This window comes from Thermoanaerobacter sp. YS13, from assembly GCF_000806225.2.
In the GTDB taxonomy this organism is placed as follows: Bacteria; Bacillota; Thermoanaerobacteria; order Thermoanaerobacterales; family Thermoanaerobacteraceae; genus Thermoanaerobacter; species Thermoanaerobacter uzonensis.
This window is the reverse complement of record NZ_JOOI01000001.1, coordinates 305,119-323,938: the sequence shown is the minus strand read 5'-3', so window position 1 is coordinate 323,938 and position 18,820 is coordinate 305,119. Positions and strand designations below refer to the sequence as shown.

Below are 18,820 nucleotides of genomic sequence, written 5' to 3'. Positions count from 1 at the left end.
CTTTTGGAAATTATTTTAATTAAACTGTATTTATTTTCTCTTCATATTTTCTTCAAAAGTAAGTTTTAAAATAAAGTTGAAAGCAAGTTAACAATTTTTCGATAAATAGAAAGGAGTTGAAAAGTATGGGTCTTATATTAATCTTGGCAATTGGCTTTTATTTGTACAAAACAGGTGACCTGCAAAGAATGATTAATAATTTAAATGCAAACAAAGATTGCCAAGTGGATGAAGCAAAGAAAATACTTGATATACGCTTAGCCAAGGGAGAAATTACAGTAGAAGAATATAATAAATTAAGAAGTATTTTGTAAAATTTAAATATTTAGAGAGGAGGAGTAAATAATGTTTGGAGGATATATGATGGGTGGTTTAGGTCGTTGGTTTGGAGGATATTATCCTTGTGGTTATGGAACTTGGTTCGGTGGTGGACTTACCAATATATTGTTCTTAATTTTAATAGGCGTAGTAATTTACTTGCTAGTAAAACAGATTAGAAATGTTAACTTTTTTAAAAAACACGATACAGATCCTAATAATGAAGCATTAGAAATTGCCAAGTTAAGGTACGCTCGCGGTGAAATCACCTTAGATGAGTATACAGAAATAGTTAAAATGTTGAAAAAATAAGATAAATTGACATTATTGCTGTTTACATTGCTCCTATTGACATTTTATGATAAATTTTTTACAATATATTGAGTAGAGGGGAGTAGTTCGCATAGCTTATATGTGGTAAAGTCAACATATCGGGAAGCCCTGGCTTTACCTTAAAGAACGAGACCTTTACATAATATGTTTTACATATTATGTAAAGGTCTTAATTTATTTATAGAGGAAATATAATAGTTGGGGAGGCAATATAAAATGGAGGCACTTGTCACATCATTTGTCCTTATCTTTACTTCTGAGATGGGAGATAAGTCACAGCTCATGTCAATGGCCTTTGCTACTCTTTTTAAAGTAAGGACTGTTCTTATAAGTATATTTATCGCAGCCTTAATAAACAATGGTATTGCTGTGATATTTGGTTCGTATATCACCGAATACATTCCCATTTTTTATATAAAATTTTCAGCTGTTTTATTATTTTTGTTTTTTGGAATTTCAACTTTAATAGAGGGAGAAACAAAACAGGAAAAAATAAAAAATTCAAAATACGGTCCTGTTGCAACTATTATAAGTACATATGTACTATCAGAATTTGGAGACAAAACGCAATTGGCTGCTATAGCTTTGACTGCATCATATAACAGTCCTCTGTACATATTAATAGGTACTACGCTTGGGATATTTTTAGCAGATATATTAGGAATAATTGTAGGTATCTATTTCAATAAAAAAATTCCCTCTCAATACTTAAAATATCTATCTTCTTTCATATTCATCGCCTTTGGCCTTTCTACTTTGTATAAATTGTTTTTCTAAGCCAAAAACGGGTACTTAAATTGTACCCGTTTTTGACCCTCTCATCGGAAGTTTTACCTGCCGTAACAGAAAACCATATTACCTATTCTTGCCGCTATAGGAAGTGACCACAACCACGCATTAGTAGAACTTTGGTCAAAATAATACAAGGCTCCGTCTGTTGGGTCAACACCGCTTAACGCATCTTTTGCTGCACTTATAGCATCAGCTGAAGCAGGTCTATTTATCCATCCATTCAACACAGGAGTAAATTGGTAATTTCCGTATGCATCGACTTGATATATCACGTCTTTTATAGTATTAGGGAAAATACCACTTTTAACTCTGTTTATTACTACGGCCGCAACTGCTACTTTAGCCTGGTATGGTTCTCCATCTGCTTCTGCGGTAACAAGTCGCGCAAGGAGGTCAAATTCCTCTTTTGTGTAGGGTATTACACCCCTTTCAATAGAACCTCTGCTGACATCCTGATATGCCCTATTAGAAGAAGTAGCACTGGGTATAATAAAGACTTGTCCAGGATATATTATATCGCTTTTGTATCCATTTGCAGATTTGAGCATATCAACAGTAATGCCGTATTTTAAAGCAATTAAGTACAAACTGTCACCTTTTTGGACAACATATGTGTTATCACTACCCGGCACTTGTAAAACTTGCCCTGGATATATTATTGTACTTTGAAGTCCGTTTAAAGATATCAGCTTAGTATAGGTAGTTCCGTATTTTTGACTTATACCCCATAAGGTATCGCCGGGTTTAACTGTGTAAGTTGCGGCAAATACTGATTGGGAAATAAACAATCCGGCTATAATTGATGCGATGAGAGGTTTGACCTTGATGCGAATATTAAACATGTTGTTCCCCCTTTTGCCTCCGAGGTTAGTTGACGGGTTCGGGTTAGGGACACCCTACCACAAAAGTGGATTCACCCCAATTTAGTTCCCCCGTACCCCTCATCGGGGATTCGGCATATTTTTAACTAAATTATAGCCGGATATTTAACTTGTGTCCATATTAAACTGGTGGAAAGATAGGTAATGTTATGGTAAATTCACTACCTTTCCCTAATTCACTTTTTACAATGACACTTCCTCTGTGTTCTTCGATAATCCATTTAGCAATAGCTAATCCCAACCCTGCACCACCTGTCTCTTTAGCTCTCGCTTTATCTACCCTGTAAAACCTATCAAAAATATGTGGAATATCTTCTTGTGGTATGCCTATGCCATCATCTTTAATTTTTATATAGGCTTTTGAATTATCTTTCCCCATTTCAATTTCTATATTGCCATCTGAAGAAGTGTATTTTGCTGCATTGTCTAAAAATATCCTTATAAGCTCTTTAATGAGTTTTTTGTCAGCCGTTATATTTATGTCATTTTGCCCTTTCACAACTATATTTTTGTTTTCATTTAACATTTTTATTTCCTCTGCAACTTCTTTTATTACATCCTTTAAATTAAACTCTTCCTTATTTAACTTTATCGATTTATTGTCTCCTTTTGCCAACAGAAGGAGTCTTTCGATGAGATGTTCCATGTCTAATGTCTCTTTTTTAATCGCCTCTATAGCCTCTTGCAATACAGCCTTGTCATCTTTTCCCCATCTATCCAACATGTCAATATACCCTTTTATTACAGAAATTGGGGTTCTAAGTTCGTGAGAAGCATCAGAAACAAACATGTTCTGCCTTTTAAAAGAATCTTCTAATCTATCCAGCATGTCATTAAAGGTTTTTGCTAATCTTGTAAGTTCATCGTCTTCTCCATATATTTTAAGTCTTTTATTTAAGCCATAGGCATCTATCTCTCTTACTTCTTTTGTCATATAATCCACAGGTCTTAAAGCCTTCTTTGTAACGAAATATCCTGCAATAAAGGACACAAAAATCCCCGCCGCATCCGCAAAAAACATCAAAATAAAAAGTAGTTTTAAAAACAAATATTCATTTTCCATGTCCTTTATCACTTGGATGTAGAAGACTTTATCGTCGCTTTTAAAAATGGTATTGATGTAAGTCAAATCCTTATCATATTTGTCAATTTTAATAGGAATATCTATATTTACATCGTGAGGAATATTAATTTTTTCTAATCTTTTAGAAGAATAAATGACATTTCCTTTTTCATCAAATATTTTTGTATAAATATTTTCATGTGGTATACTTGAAAAAATCAAATCTCTTTCAGATAATTTGACGTCTCCTTTTATTTCCCCCAGTTTACTTTTTATAGCCTCTGCCTGGCTTGTTACTTGGTCCATTGCTTGGTATATCAGATAATATTTTAAGCCATAAAGCACAGAAGCATTAAGCACAACCAGTATTACTGAAAAAACTACAGAATAAAGAAGAGCTATCCTTAAAGTTATACGGCGGGGCCACAACTTAATCTTCATCTTTATCCTCCTTCAAAGTGTACCCCACTCCTCTTATGGTGTGGATTAACTTCCGGTCAAAAGGGTCGTCAATTTTGCTCCTCAAATACCTTATATATACATCCACTATGTTAGTATCTCCATAATAATCATAGCCCCACACGCACTCAAGGATTTTTTCCCTTGTCAAAGCTATATTCGCATTTTTAATTAAAAACTCTAAAAGGTCAAATTCTTTCTTTGTAAGTTCAATTTTTATACCCGCTCTTCTTACTTCATGAGTTGTCAAATCCATAGTGATGTCGCTATATCTTAACACATCTTTTTTAAGATGCGGCTTTTTCTTTCTCAAAGCAGCCCTCACTCTTGCAAAAAGCTCTTCTATAGAAAAGGGTTTTGTCACATAGTCATCAGCTCCAATGTCAAGTCCTTCCACTTTGTCTTTTACTTCGTACTTGGCAGTAAGCATTATAACAGGTATGTCAGAATGTTCTCTTATTTTTTTTAAAACTTCAAATCCATCAATTTCCGGAAGCATTATGTCCAAAAGCACAAGGTCATAATCTCCTTCTAATGCCTCCTTTAAGCCAGAAGGTCCATCGTAAGTTACAGTGACAATATATCCTTCATGTTCAAACTCCAGTTGTAAAAAACGGGCTATGTGCTTTTCATCCTCTATGATAAGTATCTTTTCTTTCATCATTCATCACCAATGATATTATAGCATATCAAAGGTCTTATAAAAATCTGGATATGAAATATTTACACATTCAGCATCTTTTATCTTAGTTTCTCCTTCTGCTATAAGTCCAGCAACCCATAAAGACATAGCAATCCTGTGGTCGTTGTAACTTTCCACTGTATTTCCTCTTAAAAAACCCGTCCCTTCTATAATCATCCCATCTTCTGTTTCAAAAATTTTTGCTCCCATTTTCTTTAATTCTGAAGTGATTGTATTTATTCTATTGCTTTCTTTTACTTTTAACTCCTCGGCATCTTTTATCACTGTTTTCCCTTCTGCGAAGACTGCTGCAACTGCTATTACTGGAATTTCATCAATAAGCCTTGGAATAAGACTTCCTCCAATTTCAATTCCTTTTAGCCTTGAAGTCTTAACTGTTATATCCGCTACTTTTTCATTGTTTATAGTTCTTTCATTTGTTAAGACAATGTCTCCTCCCATCTCTTTTATCACATCGATAATACCAGTTCTTGTAAGATTTACATTAACATTTTTTATAGTAACCTCCGAATTTGGAACGAGAGTTGCAGCAACAATAAAATATGCTGCTGACGATATATCTCCTGGTACAATAACTCTCTGCCCATGTAATTTGTAACCAGGGTAACAAGTTATTTTTGTGCCATTTACATCCACTTTAGCACCAAAAGAACTAAACATGAGTTCCGTGTGATTCCTTGAAGGGTAGGGCTCTTCAATAGTCGTTTTATCATCAGCGTAAAGGCTTGCCAGCATTATGCTGGACTTAACCTGTGCACTGGCAATTGGCATTTTGTAATATATGCCTTTAAGTTTGTTTCCAAAAACCGTAAGAGGTGCAAAATTTCCTTCTTTCGCGACTATCTTCGCTCCCATCATACTAAGAGGAGTTATCACTCTTCCCATAGGGCGTCTCTTTATAGAATCATCACCTGTAAGCGTTGTCTCAAACTTTTGACCAGCGAGAATACCCATCAAAAGCCGAATGGTAGTACCCGAATTCCCTACATCAAGGATTTTTTCGCTTTTATTTAAATAAAGCCCTTTTCCATGAACTTTAACATTTGTCTCTTTTAATTCAATGTCAACTCCTAAATTCTTCATACAATTAATAGTAGATATACAATCTTCTCCTAAAAGAAAATTTTCAATTTCTGTAATCCCTTCTGCAATTGACCCAATCATTACAGCTCTATGGGATATTGACTTGTCTCCAGGGACTGGGATAATACCTTTTAAAAATCTTTTCTTTTTAACTTCAATATCCATAACAACACCTCAAGTTATAGTGTTTCGATATTTTCTTGCATCTTCAAGAAACTTTTGTATGGTGTCAATATCGTCATTTTCTAAGTAACAAATAAAGTCACTTAGGACTTCCCTGTAATTTTTTAGTAACTCCAAAATAACTTCTTTGTTTGTACAAATTATGTCTTTCCATATTTCAGTCTGAGACAAGGCAATTCGCGTAGTATCTTTAAATCCACCAGCTGCGTATTTAAATGCTTCACTGCATTTGTCATGAGCAAAATTCGTAAGGGTAGCAGAAAGAATATGAGGTACATGACTTATTATTCCAACAATGGCATCATGTTTATTATAATCCATTATTACCGGTTTTGCACCTATTTTTATTATTACTTCATTTATAAATAAATCTAAAACATCTTCCTTTACATTATCAAAAGGTGTCAATAAATAATTAGAGTTGACAAATAAATCTGCATCAGCGTTATCATAACCTGCCTTCTCTGTGCCAGCCATAGGATGGCCCCCGATGAAAAAAATTTCATCGGGCAAAAATTTTTGCACTTCTTCCATTATAACTTTTTTTGTACTTCCAACATCAGTTACAATGCAACCTTTTTTTAAATAAGGAAGTATATTTTTAGTCTTTTCAATAACTTTTCCAACAGGCGTGCATATAAAAACCACATCAGCATCTACTTGAAAATCAAGGTGTGTCACGCCATAAGAAATTACTCCCTCTTCAAACGCTTTGTGTAAACTGTCTCTATTTATATCAACACCAATAATGTCTATATCTGTGTATTTTTTTAATGCTTTTGCCATTGATCCACCTATAAGACCTAATCCTACAATAACCGCATTTTTTATCATACAAAATCACGCCCTACTGCTTTAGCGATAACCTTTATGTCCTCACACAAAGTCTCAAAATTTTCAGGAGTAAGGGATTGAGCCCCATCGGATAATGCATTTTTAGGGTCTGGATGTACCTCAATAATGAGGCCATCGGCTCCTGCTGCTATAGCAGCTTTAGCCATAGGAGCTACAAGGTGCCATTTCCCAGTCCCATGACTGGGGTCAACAACTATAGGCAAATGGCTCAACTTTTTTATGGCTGGGACTGCACTTAAATCCAAAGTATTTCGCGTATAAGTTTCAAACGTCCTTATCCCTCTTTCACAAAGGATGACGTCTTTATTACCCTCGCTTAGGATATACTCCGCAGCACTTAACCACTCTTCTAATGTTGCCGCAAGTCCTCTCTTTAATAAAACAGGCTTGTTGATTCTACCTACTGCTTTAAGTAATGGAAAATTTTGCATATTTCTTGTACCTATTTGTATAACATCAGCGTATTCCGCCACTAGTTCAACTGAATGGACATCCATAACTTCTGTAACAATCTTAAGTCCAGTAAGTTCTTTGGCTTCTTTTAGCATCTTTAAGCCTTCTTCTTCAAGGCCTTGGAAGGAGTAAGGTGATGTTCTCGGTTTAAATGCCCCTCCTCTTAAAAATTGAGCTCCCGCTTTTTTAACAGCCATAGCACTTTCAAAGAGTTGTTCTCTACTTTCTACCGCGCAAGGGCCCGCCATTATAACTATGTTGCTTCCACCAATTTCAATGTCTTCTACTTTTACCACGGTTGGCTCTGGTTTAAATATCTTGCTAGCAAGTTTGTAAGGCTCCACAATAGGAATGATTTTTTCTACTCCCTCCATCATTTCTACAGCCTTACCTTCTAATTTTTTCTTATCACCTATAACACCTATGACTATTTTTTCTTCACCTTTTGAAATGTGGTAACCTAAACCAAGAGATGTTAAAAGATTTGTAATATCAGAGATTTGCTTATCAGTGGCATCAATATTCATAACAATTACCAATTTCAATTCCTCCATTCTACCGTTCTACTTAAATTTAGGATATGAACCTAATACTTTTAAAAAATCCGTTCTACCTTTTAACTCCTCTAAGGCACTCTTCACTATTTCATCTTCTCTATGCCCCTCAATGTCCACCCAAAAAACATATTCCCCAAGTTTTTTCCTTGAAGGTCGAGATTCTATTTTTGTCATATTGATTTTTTTGTTGGCCAAAACCCCTAAAGCGTTATATAAACTGCCTGGAACATTGGGGACAGAAAAAACTATTGATGTCTTGTCTTTCCCTGTGACAACCCCGTCCTTTTGAGAAAGGACCAAAAACCTTGTATAATTTTCTTTTACATCTTGTATGTCCCTATCAATTATTCTCATACCGTAAATAACAGCTGCTCTTTCAGGACCTATCGCCACTACTCCAGGTTTAGATTTGACACCCAAGACTGCTTGAGCAGTACTGTCTGTAGCTTTTATTTCCGCATTGGGAAATTTTTTAGATATATATTCCCTGCACTGAGCAATTGCCTGCTGATGAGAAAGTATACAATGTACATCTTTAAATTCAACTGGAGCATCCGAAATCAAGCAATGGGAAATAGGTATTATCACCTCTCCTTTTATCATTATCCCATTTGCGTCGTTTATCAGCATATCTACGGCAATATTTACAGAACCTTCAATAGAGTTTTCAATAGGAATTACTGCCTCTTCGCATAAGCTATTGCTTATACAATTTATGACTTCCGGAATGGTGTTAAACTCTACAACTTCACAATTTTCAACACCTTGTGTGTATTTTATAACAGCTTCTTCAGAAAATGTTCCTTTAGGCCCTAAATAACCAATTTTCATCCAACACCCCCTTGCAATTTATAATATTGGTGATATTTTAATACTTTGCATAAGTAAAGTCAAGTAAATTTTTCATAAAGTCTAAAAAAGATAAAGAAAAAAGCGGTTACCCGCTTATTTTAAAACTTTTAAAATTTCTTCCTCTTTAACAGTCATAACTTCAACTTTTCCTAAACCACGAGGAAGAACAAAATTTATTTTCGCTTCTCTACTCTTTTTATCAAGTTTTATAGCCTCTACGATGTCTTCTTTGCGCAAATCCTCATAATCTGTAGGTAATCCTGTTCTTTGTATTAAAGAGAAAATTCTTTCAAAATATTTTTCATCAATATACCCTAAATTTAATGCAAGTTTACAAGCGTATACCATACCTATCGCAACAGCTTCACCGTGAATATACTTCTCATAGCCTGTTAAAGCTTCAATGGCATGTCCTATTGTGTGGCCAAAATTCAATATTGAACGCAGGTTTTCTTCTTTTTCATCAAGAGATACGATTTTCCCTTTTATTTCGCAAGATTTTTTGATTATATGCCTTAATTTATCTTCTTTTAAATCTAAAATTTCATAAATGTTGCTTTCAATATACTCAAATAAACTAAAATCCCATATAATACCATACTTGATTATTTCAGCTAACCCACCAAGTATTCCTCTTTTATTTAACGTATTTAAAACGGCAGTGTCTATGTATACCATTTTAGGTTGATAAAAAGCTCCTATTATGTTTTTGCCTTTTTTTAGATTAACTGCTACTTTGCCCCCTACACTGCTATCAACCTGCGCCAACAAAGTCGTAGGAATTTGCACAAAGTCTATTCCCCTCATGTAAGTTGCTGCCACAAAACCCGCTATGTCTCCTACAACGCCTCCTCCAAGAGCTACAACTGAACTGTCTCTTAAAAGTCCATAGTCATAAGCTTTTTCAAGAAGCCTTTGTGCCATTTCCATTGTTTTACTTGTTTCCCCTGCAGGAATAACTTCATATGACACATCAAAACGACTTTTTTTAAGACTTTCATTGAGTTTTTCAAAATACAAAGGATAAACATTAGAATCAGTTATTATAAATGTTTTACTACTTCTTACATGTTTCTTTACTATTTCTCCTAATTTATCAAAAGAATCATAGGCAAAATATATAGGATAAGACCTTTCTTTCAAATCAACTGTTATAAAATCCAAAGTTCACACCTCACACTTTTTTATTTTAATATTATACATCATTAAAAAGAAAAAGTTAAGCAAAATGAGTAAAACAATATTTCAGCTTAAACTTCTTCTGGCTCTTTATCAAAATAATAGAGGTACATGTCTTCAAATTCTGGTTCTACTGATTATTAAAAAACAAAAAAGGACAGTCTCTTTTACTGCCCTCTTGATTCATTATAGCATTTTTTCAAACTCATCAAGCAATTTTTCAAAAACATCCAAAGCTTCGTTTACTGGTTTTGGAGTAGTTAAATCTACTCCTGCCTTCTTTAAAAGGTTTAAGGGATAATCAGAGCTTCCGCTCTTTAAAAACTCCTTATACCTTTCTACAGCTTTTTCCCCCTTATTTAATATCATCTGAGAAATAGCTATTGCCGCAGAAAATCCAGTAGCATATTTATAGACGTAGAAATTTCTATAAAAATGTGGGATTCTCGCCCACTCATAGCTTATTCCTTCATCTACTACTATGTCATCTCCATAGTAGAGCTTATTTAATTCATAATATTTTTTGTTTAACACTTCCGCTGTAAGAGGTTCTCCTCTCTCTGCCATTTCGTGTATGAGTTTTTCAAACTCAGCAAACATAACTTGCCGATAGACTGTCCCTCTAAATTCCTCAAAGAAGTGGTTCAAAAGATAAAGTTTTTCTTTTTCATCTTTAGAATTTTTTAAAAGATAATTCATAAGTATAGCTTCATTGCAAGTAGAAGCTACTTCTGCCACAAAAATCTTATAACCTGCATACACATAGGGCTGTGTCGCATTTGAATAATACGTATGCAAAGAATGTCCCATTTCATGGGCAATTGTAAATACATCATTTAATTTGCCCTGATAGTTTAAAAGTACATAAGGGTGAGTGCCATAAGTTCCCCATGAATAAGCTCCAGAAGTTTTTCCTCGATTTTCATATACGTCCACCCAACGAGAATTAAATCCTTTCCTTAGTAAATTTATGTATTCATCTCCTAACGGTTGTAGTCCTTCTAGCACGAGGTTAATTGCTTCTTCATATGTAAATTTCTTATCATATTCCTGTATCAAGGGCACATACAAGTCATACATGTGAAGCTCATCTAAACCTAAAAGTTTCTTTTTAAGCCTCACATATCTATGTAATACATCAAGTCTACTATGTACTGTCTCTATAAGATTGTTGTAAACTTCTACACTTACATTATCTTCAAATAGTGAGGCTTCCAATGAAGAATTATATTTCCGTGTTTTAGCGTAGAAAATGTCTTTCTTTACATTCCCCGCCATTGTAGAAGCAAAAGTATTTATAAATTTTTTGTATGTGTCGTATAAAGCATCAAAAGCAGCTTTTCTAACGTTTCTATCTTTACTCTGCATGAAGCGTACAAAATTGCCATGAGTTAATTCTACTTCTTTGCCTTCTTCATCTTTAACAGTGGGGAATCTCATGTCAGCATTATTCAACATAGTATATATATTTGAAACAGATTCTGCTAGTGTTTCTGCTTCTGCTAATATTTTTTCTTCTTCCGATGAAAGTACATGAGGTTTAAATCTAATTAAATCTTCAAGATATTGCTTATAAATCTTTAATTCTTCTAATTCTTCTATCATTTTCATTAATTTTTGTGTATCAATGGATAAAATCTCTGGAGCTATAAAAGAAGTAGCACTCATAACTTCAATATTGAGTCTCATAGCCTTGTCAGTCAAAGCTTGATATTTGGGATTAGTATTATCTTCGTCTCTTCTCATACGGGCATAGGCAAAAATTTTGCTGGCTGTCATCCCAATTTGGTCATTAAGTTTTAGTACCTCTAATAAATTTTTTGAAGTATTAATTTTGCCTTTAAACTTTACAATCTCTTTTAAAAGCTCTTTTGCCTTGTTATAGTCTTCTTCCCACAAATTCTCATTTCCATATATATCCTCAAGTCGCCATTTATACTTATCTTCAATTTCGCTTCTATCTTTCAAAGCCTCCACTTTAATCCCCCCATTCAACTTTTTCAAATATCTCTTTCTTAAGCCTTATCCCTGTAGGAGTCTTTGCAAGCCCTCCTTCTGCAGTTTCTCTAAGAGCACAGGGAATGGATCTACCTATCTTGTACATAGTTTCTACCACTTCATCAAAAGGTATAATGCTGTCCATTCCTGCTATTGCAAAATCAGCGCATATCATAGCATTAAGCGCCCCAAGAGCATTTCTCTTTTCACAAGGGATTTCTACCAACCCTGCAACTGGGTCGCATACAAGCCCTAGCAAATTCATTATAGCAAAAGAAGCTGCCGTCAAACACTGTTCTGGTGTTCCCCCTATAAGTTCTACTAAAGCTGCTGCAGCCATCGCCGAAGCAGAACCTACTTCTGCTTGACATCCACCCTCAGCTCCAGATAAAGTAGCATTTTTAGCTATTATAATACCTATGCCGGAAGCAGTGAAAAGAGCTCTTGTCATATCATCATCACTTTTGCCAAATTTTCTCGCTACCGTAATAAGAGCTCCCGGAATAACTCCACTGGAACCTGCAGTAGGAGCAGCAACAATTTTACCCATAGAAGCATTTACTTCTGTCACTGCAAGAGCAGAAGCAGCAGCTTTTGCCATTGTCTCACAAGAAAGAGTATTGCCAATGATTATTCTTTCATATAGTTTTTTTGCATCTCCACCTGATAAACCACTTACTGATTTTAAATCTTCATTTAACCCTTTATTAATAGATTCCTTCATTACCATCAGATTATTCTTCATCTTTTGAAAAATTACATCTAACTCTTCTCCAGTTTTCTCTTGTTCTCCCAACATTACAACTTGAGATATAGATAAATTAAATTTTTTTGTAAGTTCCAATAATTCATAACCATAATTATATTGATACATTTTGCCCCTCCATTACATAGGATTTATTATTATGGCAGTTAAAATTCCATCAATGTTTTTTATGGTTTCTTTTGCAGCATCAGGTATTTTTTGGTCTGATTCTATGACCATAATAGCTTTGTCCCCTTTTGAATGCCTGTACACTCTCATAAAAGCAATATTTATTTTGTAATCTGCAAAAATTTTAGTGACATTTGCCACTATCCCTGGTCTATCTATGTGATTTGTAATCAACGTTTCATATTCACCAGTAAACTCTACCTCTATGCCATTTATTTCTTTTAAAAGTACATTTCCTCCACCAATAGAACATCCTAAAATGCTGTTTTTCTGTCCACTTTTACCTGTTACTATCATTCTTACAGTATTGGGATGCGGTGATTCTTCATCACTTTCAGTAAATTTAAACTTTATCCCTTGCTGTCTTGCTATTTCAAAAGAATGAGGCAGTTTCTCATCATCTGGGTCAAAACCTAATATCCCTGCCACAAGAGCCTTATCCGTACCATGTCCCCTATATGTACGGGCAAAAGATTCATACAATACAAATTCCACATCTGATATATCCTCTTCCACAATTTCTCGAGCAATTTTCGCAAGCCTTGCGGCCCCTGCTGTATGAGAACTGCTGGGTCCAATCATCACAGGCCCCATAATATCAAATACACTGTATTCTCTCATACAAAATCCCCTTACGTAAAAGTTTTCTTAACTATATTGTACATTTAGCCCTATAAAAATGCAATAGAACAACAAGCCAGTAAATCTGACTTATTGTTTTTTTATTTTCAATTTTTTTATATTTAAGGATTTTAGCTTATTATGCTTGATTAGCACCTCTTTAAAAGCTATGTCAATAGTCGTACCTTTTTGATACTCTAAATATACTTCTTCAAAAAATTCTTTGCCGAATTTTTCAAATAAAAGCTCTATATATTCATCTGTATTTTCTTCATCATATGAGATTTTTCCAAAAACAAAATTTTTGCCTTTAGACCATTTTAACTTCATGATTTTTTACTCTTCCTTTATCAAAACAGCTCTTGTAGGGGATGCCTCGGCACCTCTAATTTTTAAAGGCGCAGCATATAAGAAATATTCTCCTTCTTCTACATCTTTTAACCGTACTCCCTCAAGAATAACTATACCTGCTCCTAAAAGAATCTTGTGAGTTTCATGCTCTGGCTGATTTCTCTCAATTCCTAATGCATCAATACCTACACCAATTACACCTTTTTCTTTTAAAAACTGGGCACCGCTTTTATCTAAATAGACAAATTCAAAATCGAAATCCTCTCTAAAAGAATTTCTTGTTTTAAATATTATAAAATCTCCTTTTTGAATGTCTTTACTTGAAAGGTCTTCCGATGTTATTTTATCAGATATATTTGTAAAGTCAAATACTTTACATTTAGTTATAACCTTATTGAGGTCTATATTTTCTACTGTATCTCCTCCCCTAATCATGTGTAGAGGAGCATCAATATGCGCTCCTGTATGCATGTCCATGCTAATACGGGATTCCCTCACATCGCCACTATCAACAGTAATAGTACGTTTAGGCCTTTTTTCTTCTTTATTTTTGTAAACAGTCATATTTTCGTGAATTTCCATCGAAATATCGTATATTTTCATTTAATTTACCCCCTTCTTTTATACATTCCACCACATTCTATTGTCCCTTAGTAACAGCTCATTTGCTTCTTTAGGTCCCCAGGTCCCTGGCTGATAATTAGGAAAGTCAGGCGTTTTATTTTTCCATGCTTCAGCAATAGCATCTACAAACTTCCAAGAATATTCTACCTCATCCCATCGCGTAAATAAAGTAGAATCTCCTCTCATGACATCGTAAAGAAGTCTTTCATACGCTTCTGGAGAATTATTTGAAATCTGGCAATTTTGACAAAAATCCATATCTACAGGTTGTATAAAGATATCTCCCGCCCCAGGAACTTTTGCATTAAATTGGAGCTTTACACCTTCCTCAGGTTGAATTTTTATAACTAATAAATTTGGCAATAAATTTTTATATTCTTTAAAATACAAGATTCCTGGCAACGGTTTGAACTGTATTACAATTTGTGTAGACTTTTCCGGCATTCTTTTACCTGTGCGAATGTAGAAAGGTACTCCTGCCCAGCGAAAATTTTCTACATGCACTTTCAAAGCTACAAATGTTTCTGTATTAGAAGTTGGGGAAACTTTGTCTTCTTGTCTATATCCTACATACTGACCTCTTACAACATTTTTCTCCACAGCCTCTGGAGTAAATATCTCCAAAGACTTTAGAACTTTTACCTTTTCATCTCTTATAGATTCTGTATCGAGATTTACAGGTGGTTCCATTGCCGTTAAAGTTAGAAGTTGAAGCATGTGATTTTGTACCATATCCCGTAACGCCCCGGCTTTTTCATAATACCCACCGCGATTTTCTATTCCGACTATTTCATTTGAAGAAATCTGAACATTATCAATATACCTTCTGTTCCACACAGGTTCAAAAAATACATTAGCAAATCTAATTACCATTATGTTCTGAAGCATCTCTTTTCCCAGATAATGGTCTATCCTGTAGGTATTCCCTTCCGTGAAAACATCAGTTATCATTTTATTTAATTTCCGTGCCGATTCCAAATCTTCTCCAAAAGGTTTTTCTATGACCACCCTTTGCCAGGAAGTCTCATTATTTACCATATCATGCCTATAGAGTTTTTCAACAATTATACCGAAATACTCTGGAGCTACTGCAAGATAGTATACCCTATTGCCCTTTGTATTGTATTTTTCATCAAGTTCTTTTAAAAAAGAACTTAATTCCATATAGCCATTATCATATACAAAGTCAAATCTCTTATAATATATCCTTTCACTTAAATCTTGCCAAACTTTTTCATCAATGTCAAATCTCGAATAATTTTTAACATACTCTAATACTTCCTTCCTATATTGTTCCTCTGTTTTATCTCTTCTTCCTATGGATACAACAGCAAAATTTTCAGGAAGAATTTTTTGGTATTTCAAATTGTACAAAGCAGGCATAAGTTTTCTGTGAGTCAAATCCCCTGTCCCGCCAAATATAACCATTATATTAGATATATTATTTTTAACCATAAAACCACCTCTATTAATTCTTTTCCACCGCATGTCCTCCAAACTCATTTCTCAAGGCAGCTACAACCTTTCCTGCAAATGTATCTTCTTGCTCTGAACGATATCTCATAAATAAAGACTGTGCAATTACAGGCACTGGCACTTTGAGATTTAAAGCTTCTTCTACCGTCCAGAGTCCTTCTCCAGAAGAGTGCATTACTCCTTTTATCCCAGACAATTTAGGGTCTTTTTCAAAAGATTTTTCCATAAGCTCCATAAGCCATCCGCGAATCACTGACCCGTGACTCCAAACTCTGGCCACTTCTTTTAAATCAAAATCAAACTGACTTTTCTCTAAAACCTCAAACCCTTCTCCTATAGCCTGCATCATTCCGTATTCTATGCCGTTGTGAACCATTTTTGCAAAATGTCCTGAGCCGTTTTTGCCTGTATGTAAATAACCGTTTTCCGTACTTATATCCCTAATTAGAGGTTCAATATATTTAAAGACATCATCTTCTGCTCCTATCATGGTGCAAGCCCCATGTCTTGCTCCTTCAATTCCTCCACTTGTGCCTACATCTACAAAATCAACTCCTTTTTCTTTAAGCATCTCATACCTTCTTAAAGTATCTTTATAGTAGGAATTGCCGCCGTCTATTATGATGTCATGTTCTTCAAGCAAGGGAACTAATTTTTCTATCATTTCGTCAACAGGGTCTCCTGCAGGTAACATAAGCCATATCATTCTTCTCCTTTCAAGGTTTTTTACTAAATCTTCAATTGTATAAGCTCCTTTTATTCCTTCCTTTTCAGCCTCCTTTATTTTCTCAGGTGACCTGTTATATGCCACTACCTCATGCCCATGGTCTCTCATATTTAAAGCAAGATTAAATCCCATTCGTCCTAATCCAATTAAACCTACCTTCATATAAATCCTCCTTAATGATAATTATTGTTGTATAATATTTTTTACTTTAGGGTGTTATATAATTATATCACACATTTTAAAAATTTAAATGACAAAAATCACATGCTTTCATTTAAAAAGCAGGGAAAAACCCTGCTTAATATGCTTTTAATATTATTTTGTCCTTATTTTGATAAACTATATAATTTTTATTTATATCAATTATTTTCCCATATCCTTTTACAACTATTCCATTTTTTAGATTTTTAAGTTCATTATTTTGTATAACCCCTAAATTCCCATCTTTAGGAATAATGATTATATTTTGTGGATTTTCTGCCTTTTTTAAAGTAATTTTACTCCATAAACTTAAAGGCTTGTCCACAGTACCATAGTATAAATTTATGACTTGTTTTTTATTATTAAGACTTCCAATATACACATTGTCATTACCATCAATTCCAATTAAAACGTACTTCTTCGTGCTTAAATACGTGTCTTCCTTTCCGTCTCTAATGACGTGAATTATGTTATTTGAAGATTGATAAATGAGATTGTCCTTTTTTTGGATCTCAGCCATTTTTAAAATTTTTTTAACTGGTAAATACATTCTTCTTATTTCACTCATTATATTGACTTGATACAATCTATCCTCTAAAGGTGTATCTACTTTGATGTAAATCATATTTGTAAAAGGAGATAAAGTCATATATGACACAAAGCTTTTATCTGGCAAATAAATCGCTTTATTGACGGTATTGTTTAAACTATTGTCTACATCATAAGCCTCTAAATTTATTCTTATTCCATTCCCATGCCTTTCCCTCAGAAAATACAGTATTCTATTTCTATCGGGTAACCAAGTATAATAATCTGTATTTTTTTCTTCCATTTTAATTTGCTTTACAACTTTATAAGTCTTAGTACTTACTATGTAGAGTTTGCCATTTTCTATATAGGAGATATATTCACCATCATAGGAAATTTTTATCTCCTTTGCCCCATAGGGCACTGTTATTTCTATAGTATGGGGTAACTTAGTATCTCCAAATACTTTTTCAGTTTTAATAAAAGTAGAATCTACAAGAAAATAGTTGTTAATATAGTATAAAAATCCCAGTTCAAAAATCAAAGATATAATACTCCATTTTAAAATTTTCTTTAGTTTCAATTGTTATAACCCTCCCACTTATTTTGCAAAAAATATGGTAGGAACGCATCTTTCTCCCAAAGCATCTGAGGGATTGTTTATTACTTTACCCTTAAAATACATAGTAGTAGAAGAACCTCCATCGAGATTAGCTGCATTATAAGCACCATATTTTAACATTATATCTTCAACATCTTTGAGAGTAGCTCCAATACTTTTTAATGACCTTCCATCTATTACTAAAAAAATCACCGTACCATCTCTTCTCTGCCCAATAGCCGTACGAGGAGCTATCCCCCAACCTCCATCTCCTCTTTTTATCATAGGCTGTCCATTTATGACTAGTGCTGGTCCAAAACTCACCGCTTCTTTTATCGACATTTCTAATATATCTTTATACCTATAATTTCCAACCAGCAATTTACCGTCTTGTGTAAATCCTATCAAATCAACTTTTTCGTTTGGATTCTTAATCTCTGTGTATAAAACTTTTCCATTATGAATCACAAACCCCTGAGGAGCACCACCAATACCTTTCATACTGCTATCTCCAAAGCCTCCAGCATTTATAGCTGCTATGGCATCGTAATTTTTAGCTATTACGCTTGTAGTCTCTCCTTCTTTAGGAAATTTACTGGATATCCCTACTTGTACCCTCGTAGGATCATGTATTAATATTACTTTACCTTCAAAGTGTTTTCCATAGATGTTATACGCTTCTATAGATTTATCATGTTTATTCGTAAAGTTTATCAAATTTTTATCAGTTCTACCAGTTTGTATCTTGTTCATACTCATTATCTTATTTATTATATTTTTGGGCAAAAATAATGTTGCAAGATACTGATGAGTAAAAGTTGTCATCGCTGTTGTGACAAAAGTATTTCGTATATTAGTAAAAGGCCCGTAAAAAACTAAAGCAGGCATCGTAATGGACACAAAAAACACTTCAAATATCAAAAAAGCCAAAATACGCTTTATACTTCCCATATGCCACCTCAACAAAAACTATTAAATTTAACATTGATTATTATACAAGCAATATATTAAAATTCAATTAACAATTTGTAAAATTTTAAAAAGGGAC

Annotated in this window: 20 protein-coding genes and 1 riboswitch; of the genes, 3 read left to right on the top strand and 17 right to left on the bottom strand. The window is 34.0% G+C overall.

Features of this window, described 5'->3' with window-relative positions; translation table 11 throughout:
* Nucleotides 1-125: 125 nt before the first annotated feature.
* From THYS13_RS01610 to THYS13_RS01600, 3 genes are all read left to right on the top strand, one after another.
* Nucleotides 126-314, top strand: coding sequence for a hypothetical protein (locus THYS13_RS01610; RefSeq protein ID WP_042832858.1), 189 nt, complete (start codon nt 126-128; stop codon nt 312-314).
* A gap of 31 nt (nt 315-345) precedes the next feature.
* Nucleotides 346-630 (top strand): SHOCT domain-containing protein, encoded by a 285-nt coding sequence (locus tag THYS13_RS01605; protein ID WP_042832857.1) that lies wholly within the window; start codon nt 346-348, stop codon nt 628-630.
* A gap of 237 nt (nt 631-867) precedes the next feature.
* Entirely contained in the window at nt 868-1,428 is a 561-nt protein-coding gene (locus THYS13_RS01600; protein WP_042832856.1) for a TMEM165/GDT1 family protein, read from the top strand.
* Nucleotides 1,429-1,481: 53 nt separating this feature from the next.
* Here the strand turns inward: THYS13_RS01600 and THYS13_RS01595 are convergent, their stop codons facing one another.
* From THYS13_RS01595 to THYS13_RS01515, 17 genes are all read right to left on the bottom strand, one after another.
* Nucleotides 1,482-2,285, bottom strand: coding sequence for a cell wall hydrolase (locus THYS13_RS01595; protein ID WP_042832855.1), 804 nt, complete (start codon nt 2,283-2,285; stop codon nt 1,482-1,484).
* Nucleotides 2,285-2,411, bottom strand: a riboswitch (cyclic di-AMP (ydaO/yuaA leader). (Overlaps the previous gene by 1 nt.)
* A gap of 34 nt (nt 2,412-2,445) precedes the next feature.
* Nucleotides 2,446-3,828 carry an ATP-binding protein gene (locus tag THYS13_RS01590; protein WP_042832854.1) on the bottom strand — a complete coding sequence of 461 codons (1,383 nt, stop codon included), beginning with the start codon at nt 3,826-3,828 and terminating at the stop codon, nt 2,446-2,448.
* Complete coding sequence (locus THYS13_RS01585; RefSeq protein WP_201035642.1) at nt 3,818-4,510, bottom strand: response regulator transcription factor; 693 nt, start codon at nt 4,508-4,510, stop codon at nt 3,818-3,820. Before THYS13_RS01585 ends, THYS13_RS01590 begins: the two co-directional genes overlap by 11 nt.
* A 15-nt stretch (nt 4,511-4,525) precedes the next feature.
* Nucleotides 4,526-5,797, bottom strand: coding sequence for a 3-phosphoshikimate 1-carboxyvinyltransferase (aroA, locus tag THYS13_RS01580; RefSeq protein ID WP_042832852.1), 1,272 nt, complete (start codon nt 5,795-5,797; stop codon nt 4,526-4,528).
* A 9-nt stretch (nt 5,798-5,806) separates the two neighbouring features.
* Complete coding sequence (locus THYS13_RS01575) at nt 5,807-6,649, bottom strand: prephenate dehydrogenase/arogenate dehydrogenase family protein (RefSeq protein ID WP_042832851.1); 843 nt, start codon at nt 6,647-6,649, stop codon at nt 5,807-5,809.
* Nucleotides 6,646-7,662, bottom strand: coding sequence for a 3-deoxy-7-phosphoheptulonate synthase (gene aroF, locus THYS13_RS01570; RefSeq protein WP_042832850.1), 1,017 nt, complete (start codon nt 7,660-7,662; stop codon nt 6,646-6,648). Before aroF ends, THYS13_RS01575 begins: the two co-directional genes overlap by 4 nt.
* 24 nt (nt 7,663-7,686) lie before the next feature.
* Nucleotides 7,687-8,511, bottom strand: coding sequence for a prephenate dehydratase (pheA, locus tag THYS13_RS01565; protein WP_003869460.1), 825 nt, complete (start codon nt 8,509-8,511; stop codon nt 7,687-7,689).
* Nucleotides 8,512-8,625: 114 nt separating this feature from the next.
* Nucleotides 8,626-9,696 (bottom strand): 3-dehydroquinate synthase, encoded by a 1,071-nt coding sequence (gene aroB, locus THYS13_RS01560; RefSeq protein WP_042832849.1) that lies wholly within the window; start codon nt 9,694-9,696, stop codon nt 8,626-8,628.
* 201 nt (nt 9,697-9,897) lie between these two features.
* Nucleotides 9,898-11,688 carry an oligoendopeptidase F gene (pepF, locus tag THYS13_RS01555; protein ID WP_042832848.1) on the bottom strand — a complete coding sequence of 597 codons (1,791 nt, stop codon included), beginning with the start codon at nt 11,686-11,688 and terminating at the stop codon, nt 9,898-9,900.
* Between the two features lies 1 nt (nt 11,689).
* Complete coding sequence (sdaAA, locus tag THYS13_RS01550; RefSeq protein ID WP_042832847.1) at nt 11,690-12,583, bottom strand: L-serine ammonia-lyase, iron-sulfur-dependent, subunit alpha; 894 nt, start codon at nt 12,581-12,583, stop codon at nt 11,690-11,692.
* 12 nt (nt 12,584-12,595) lie between these two features.
* On the bottom strand, nt 12,596-13,264 hold the full coding sequence (gene sdaAB, locus THYS13_RS01545; RefSeq protein ID WP_042832846.1) for an L-serine ammonia-lyase, iron-sulfur-dependent subunit beta: 669 nt from the start codon (nt 13,262-13,264) through the stop codon (nt 12,596-12,598).
* Between the two features lie 90 nt (nt 13,265-13,354).
* Entirely contained in the window at nt 13,355-13,594 is a 240-nt protein-coding gene (locus THYS13_RS01540; RefSeq protein WP_042832845.1) for a hypothetical protein, read from the bottom strand.
* Between the two features lie 6 nt (nt 13,595-13,600).
* Nucleotides 13,601-14,218 (bottom strand): cyclase family protein, encoded by a 618-nt coding sequence (locus tag THYS13_RS01535; protein ID WP_042832844.1) that lies wholly within the window; start codon nt 14,216-14,218, stop codon nt 13,601-13,603.
* A gap of 18 nt (nt 14,219-14,236) precedes the next feature.
* Nucleotides 14,237-15,694 (bottom strand): glucose-6-phosphate dehydrogenase, encoded by a 1,458-nt coding sequence (gene zwf, locus THYS13_RS01530; protein ID WP_042832843.1) that lies wholly within the window; start codon nt 15,692-15,694, stop codon nt 14,237-14,239.
* 13 nt (nt 15,695-15,707) lie between these two features.
* Nucleotides 15,708-16,604: a phosphogluconate dehydrogenase (NAD(+)-dependent, decarboxylating) gene (gene gnd / locus THYS13_RS01525; protein WP_042832842.1), complete on the bottom strand. Its 897-nt coding sequence runs from the start codon at nt 16,602-16,604 to the stop codon at nt 15,708-15,710.
* 136 nt (nt 16,605-16,740) lie between these two features.
* Nucleotides 16,741-17,754 carry a hypothetical protein gene (locus THYS13_RS01520; protein WP_042832841.1) on the bottom strand — a complete coding sequence of 338 codons (1,014 nt, stop codon included), beginning with the start codon at nt 17,752-17,754 and terminating at the stop codon, nt 16,741-16,743.
* Between the two features lie 18 nt (nt 17,755-17,772).
* Nucleotides 17,773-18,723 (bottom strand): phosphodiester glycosidase family protein, encoded by a 951-nt coding sequence (locus THYS13_RS01515; protein WP_153039593.1) that lies wholly within the window; start codon nt 18,721-18,723, stop codon nt 17,773-17,775.
* Between the last annotated feature and the right edge of the window lie 97 nt (nt 18,724-18,820).

What these genes read in the sequence shown, in the direction of transcription:
- THYS13_RS01595 (WP_042832855.1), bottom strand. Translation starts at nt 2,285, where the DNA reads ATGTTTAATATTCGCATCAAGGTCAAACCTCTCATCGCATCAATTATA.
- THYS13_RS01535 (WP_042832844.1), bottom strand. Translation starts at nt 14,218, where the DNA reads ATGAAAATATACGATATTTCGATGGAAATTCACGAAAATATGACTGTT.
- aroA (WP_042832852.1), bottom strand. Translation starts at nt 5,797, where the DNA reads ATGGATATTGAAGTTAAAAAGAAAAGATTTTTAAAAGGTATTATCCCA.
- sdaAA (WP_042832847.1), bottom strand. Translation starts at nt 12,583, where the DNA reads ATGTATCAATATAATTATGGTTATGAATTATTGGAACTTACAAAAAAA.
- THYS13_RS01590 (WP_042832854.1), bottom strand. Translation starts at nt 3,828, where the DNA reads ATGAAGATTAAGTTGTGGCCCCGCCGTATAACTTTAAGGATAGCTCTT.
- sdaAB (WP_042832846.1), bottom strand. Translation starts at nt 13,264, where the DNA reads ATGAGAGAATACAGTGTATTTGATATTATGGGGCCTGTGATGATTGGA.
- zwf (WP_042832843.1), bottom strand. Translation starts at nt 15,694, where the DNA reads ATGGTTAAAAATAATATATCTAATATAATGGTTATATTTGGCGGGACA.
- THYS13_RS01540 (WP_042832845.1), bottom strand. Translation starts at nt 13,594, where the DNA reads ATGAAGTTAAAATGGTCTAAAGGCAAAAATTTTGTTTTTGGAAAAATC.
- gnd (WP_042832842.1), bottom strand. Translation starts at nt 16,604, where the DNA reads ATGAAGGTAGGTTTAATTGGATTAGGACGAATGGGATTTAATCTTGCT.
- THYS13_RS01605 (WP_042832857.1), top strand. Translation starts at nt 346, where the DNA reads ATGTTTGGAGGATATATGATGGGTGGTTTAGGTCGTTGGTTTGGAGGA.
- THYS13_RS01585 (WP_201035642.1), bottom strand. Translation starts at nt 4,510, where the DNA reads ATGATGAAAGAAAAGATACTTATCATAGAGGATGAAAAGCACATAGCC.
- THYS13_RS01575 (WP_042832851.1), bottom strand. Translation starts at nt 6,649, where the DNA reads ATGATAAAAAATGCGGTTATTGTAGGATTAGGTCTTATAGGTGGATCA.
- THYS13_RS01600 (WP_042832856.1), top strand. Translation starts at nt 868, where the DNA reads ATGGAGGCACTTGTCACATCATTTGTCCTTATCTTTACTTCTGAGATG.
- THYS13_RS01610 (WP_042832858.1), top strand. Translation starts at nt 126, where the DNA reads ATGGGTCTTATATTAATCTTGGCAATTGGCTTTTATTTGTACAAAACA.
- THYS13_RS01515 (WP_153039593.1), bottom strand. Translation starts at nt 18,723, where the DNA reads ATGGGAAGTATAAAGCGTATTTTGGCTTTTTTGATATTTGAAGTGTTT.
- pheA (WP_003869460.1), bottom strand. Translation starts at nt 8,511, where the DNA reads ATGAAAATTGGTTATTTAGGGCCTAAAGGAACATTTTCTGAAGAAGCT.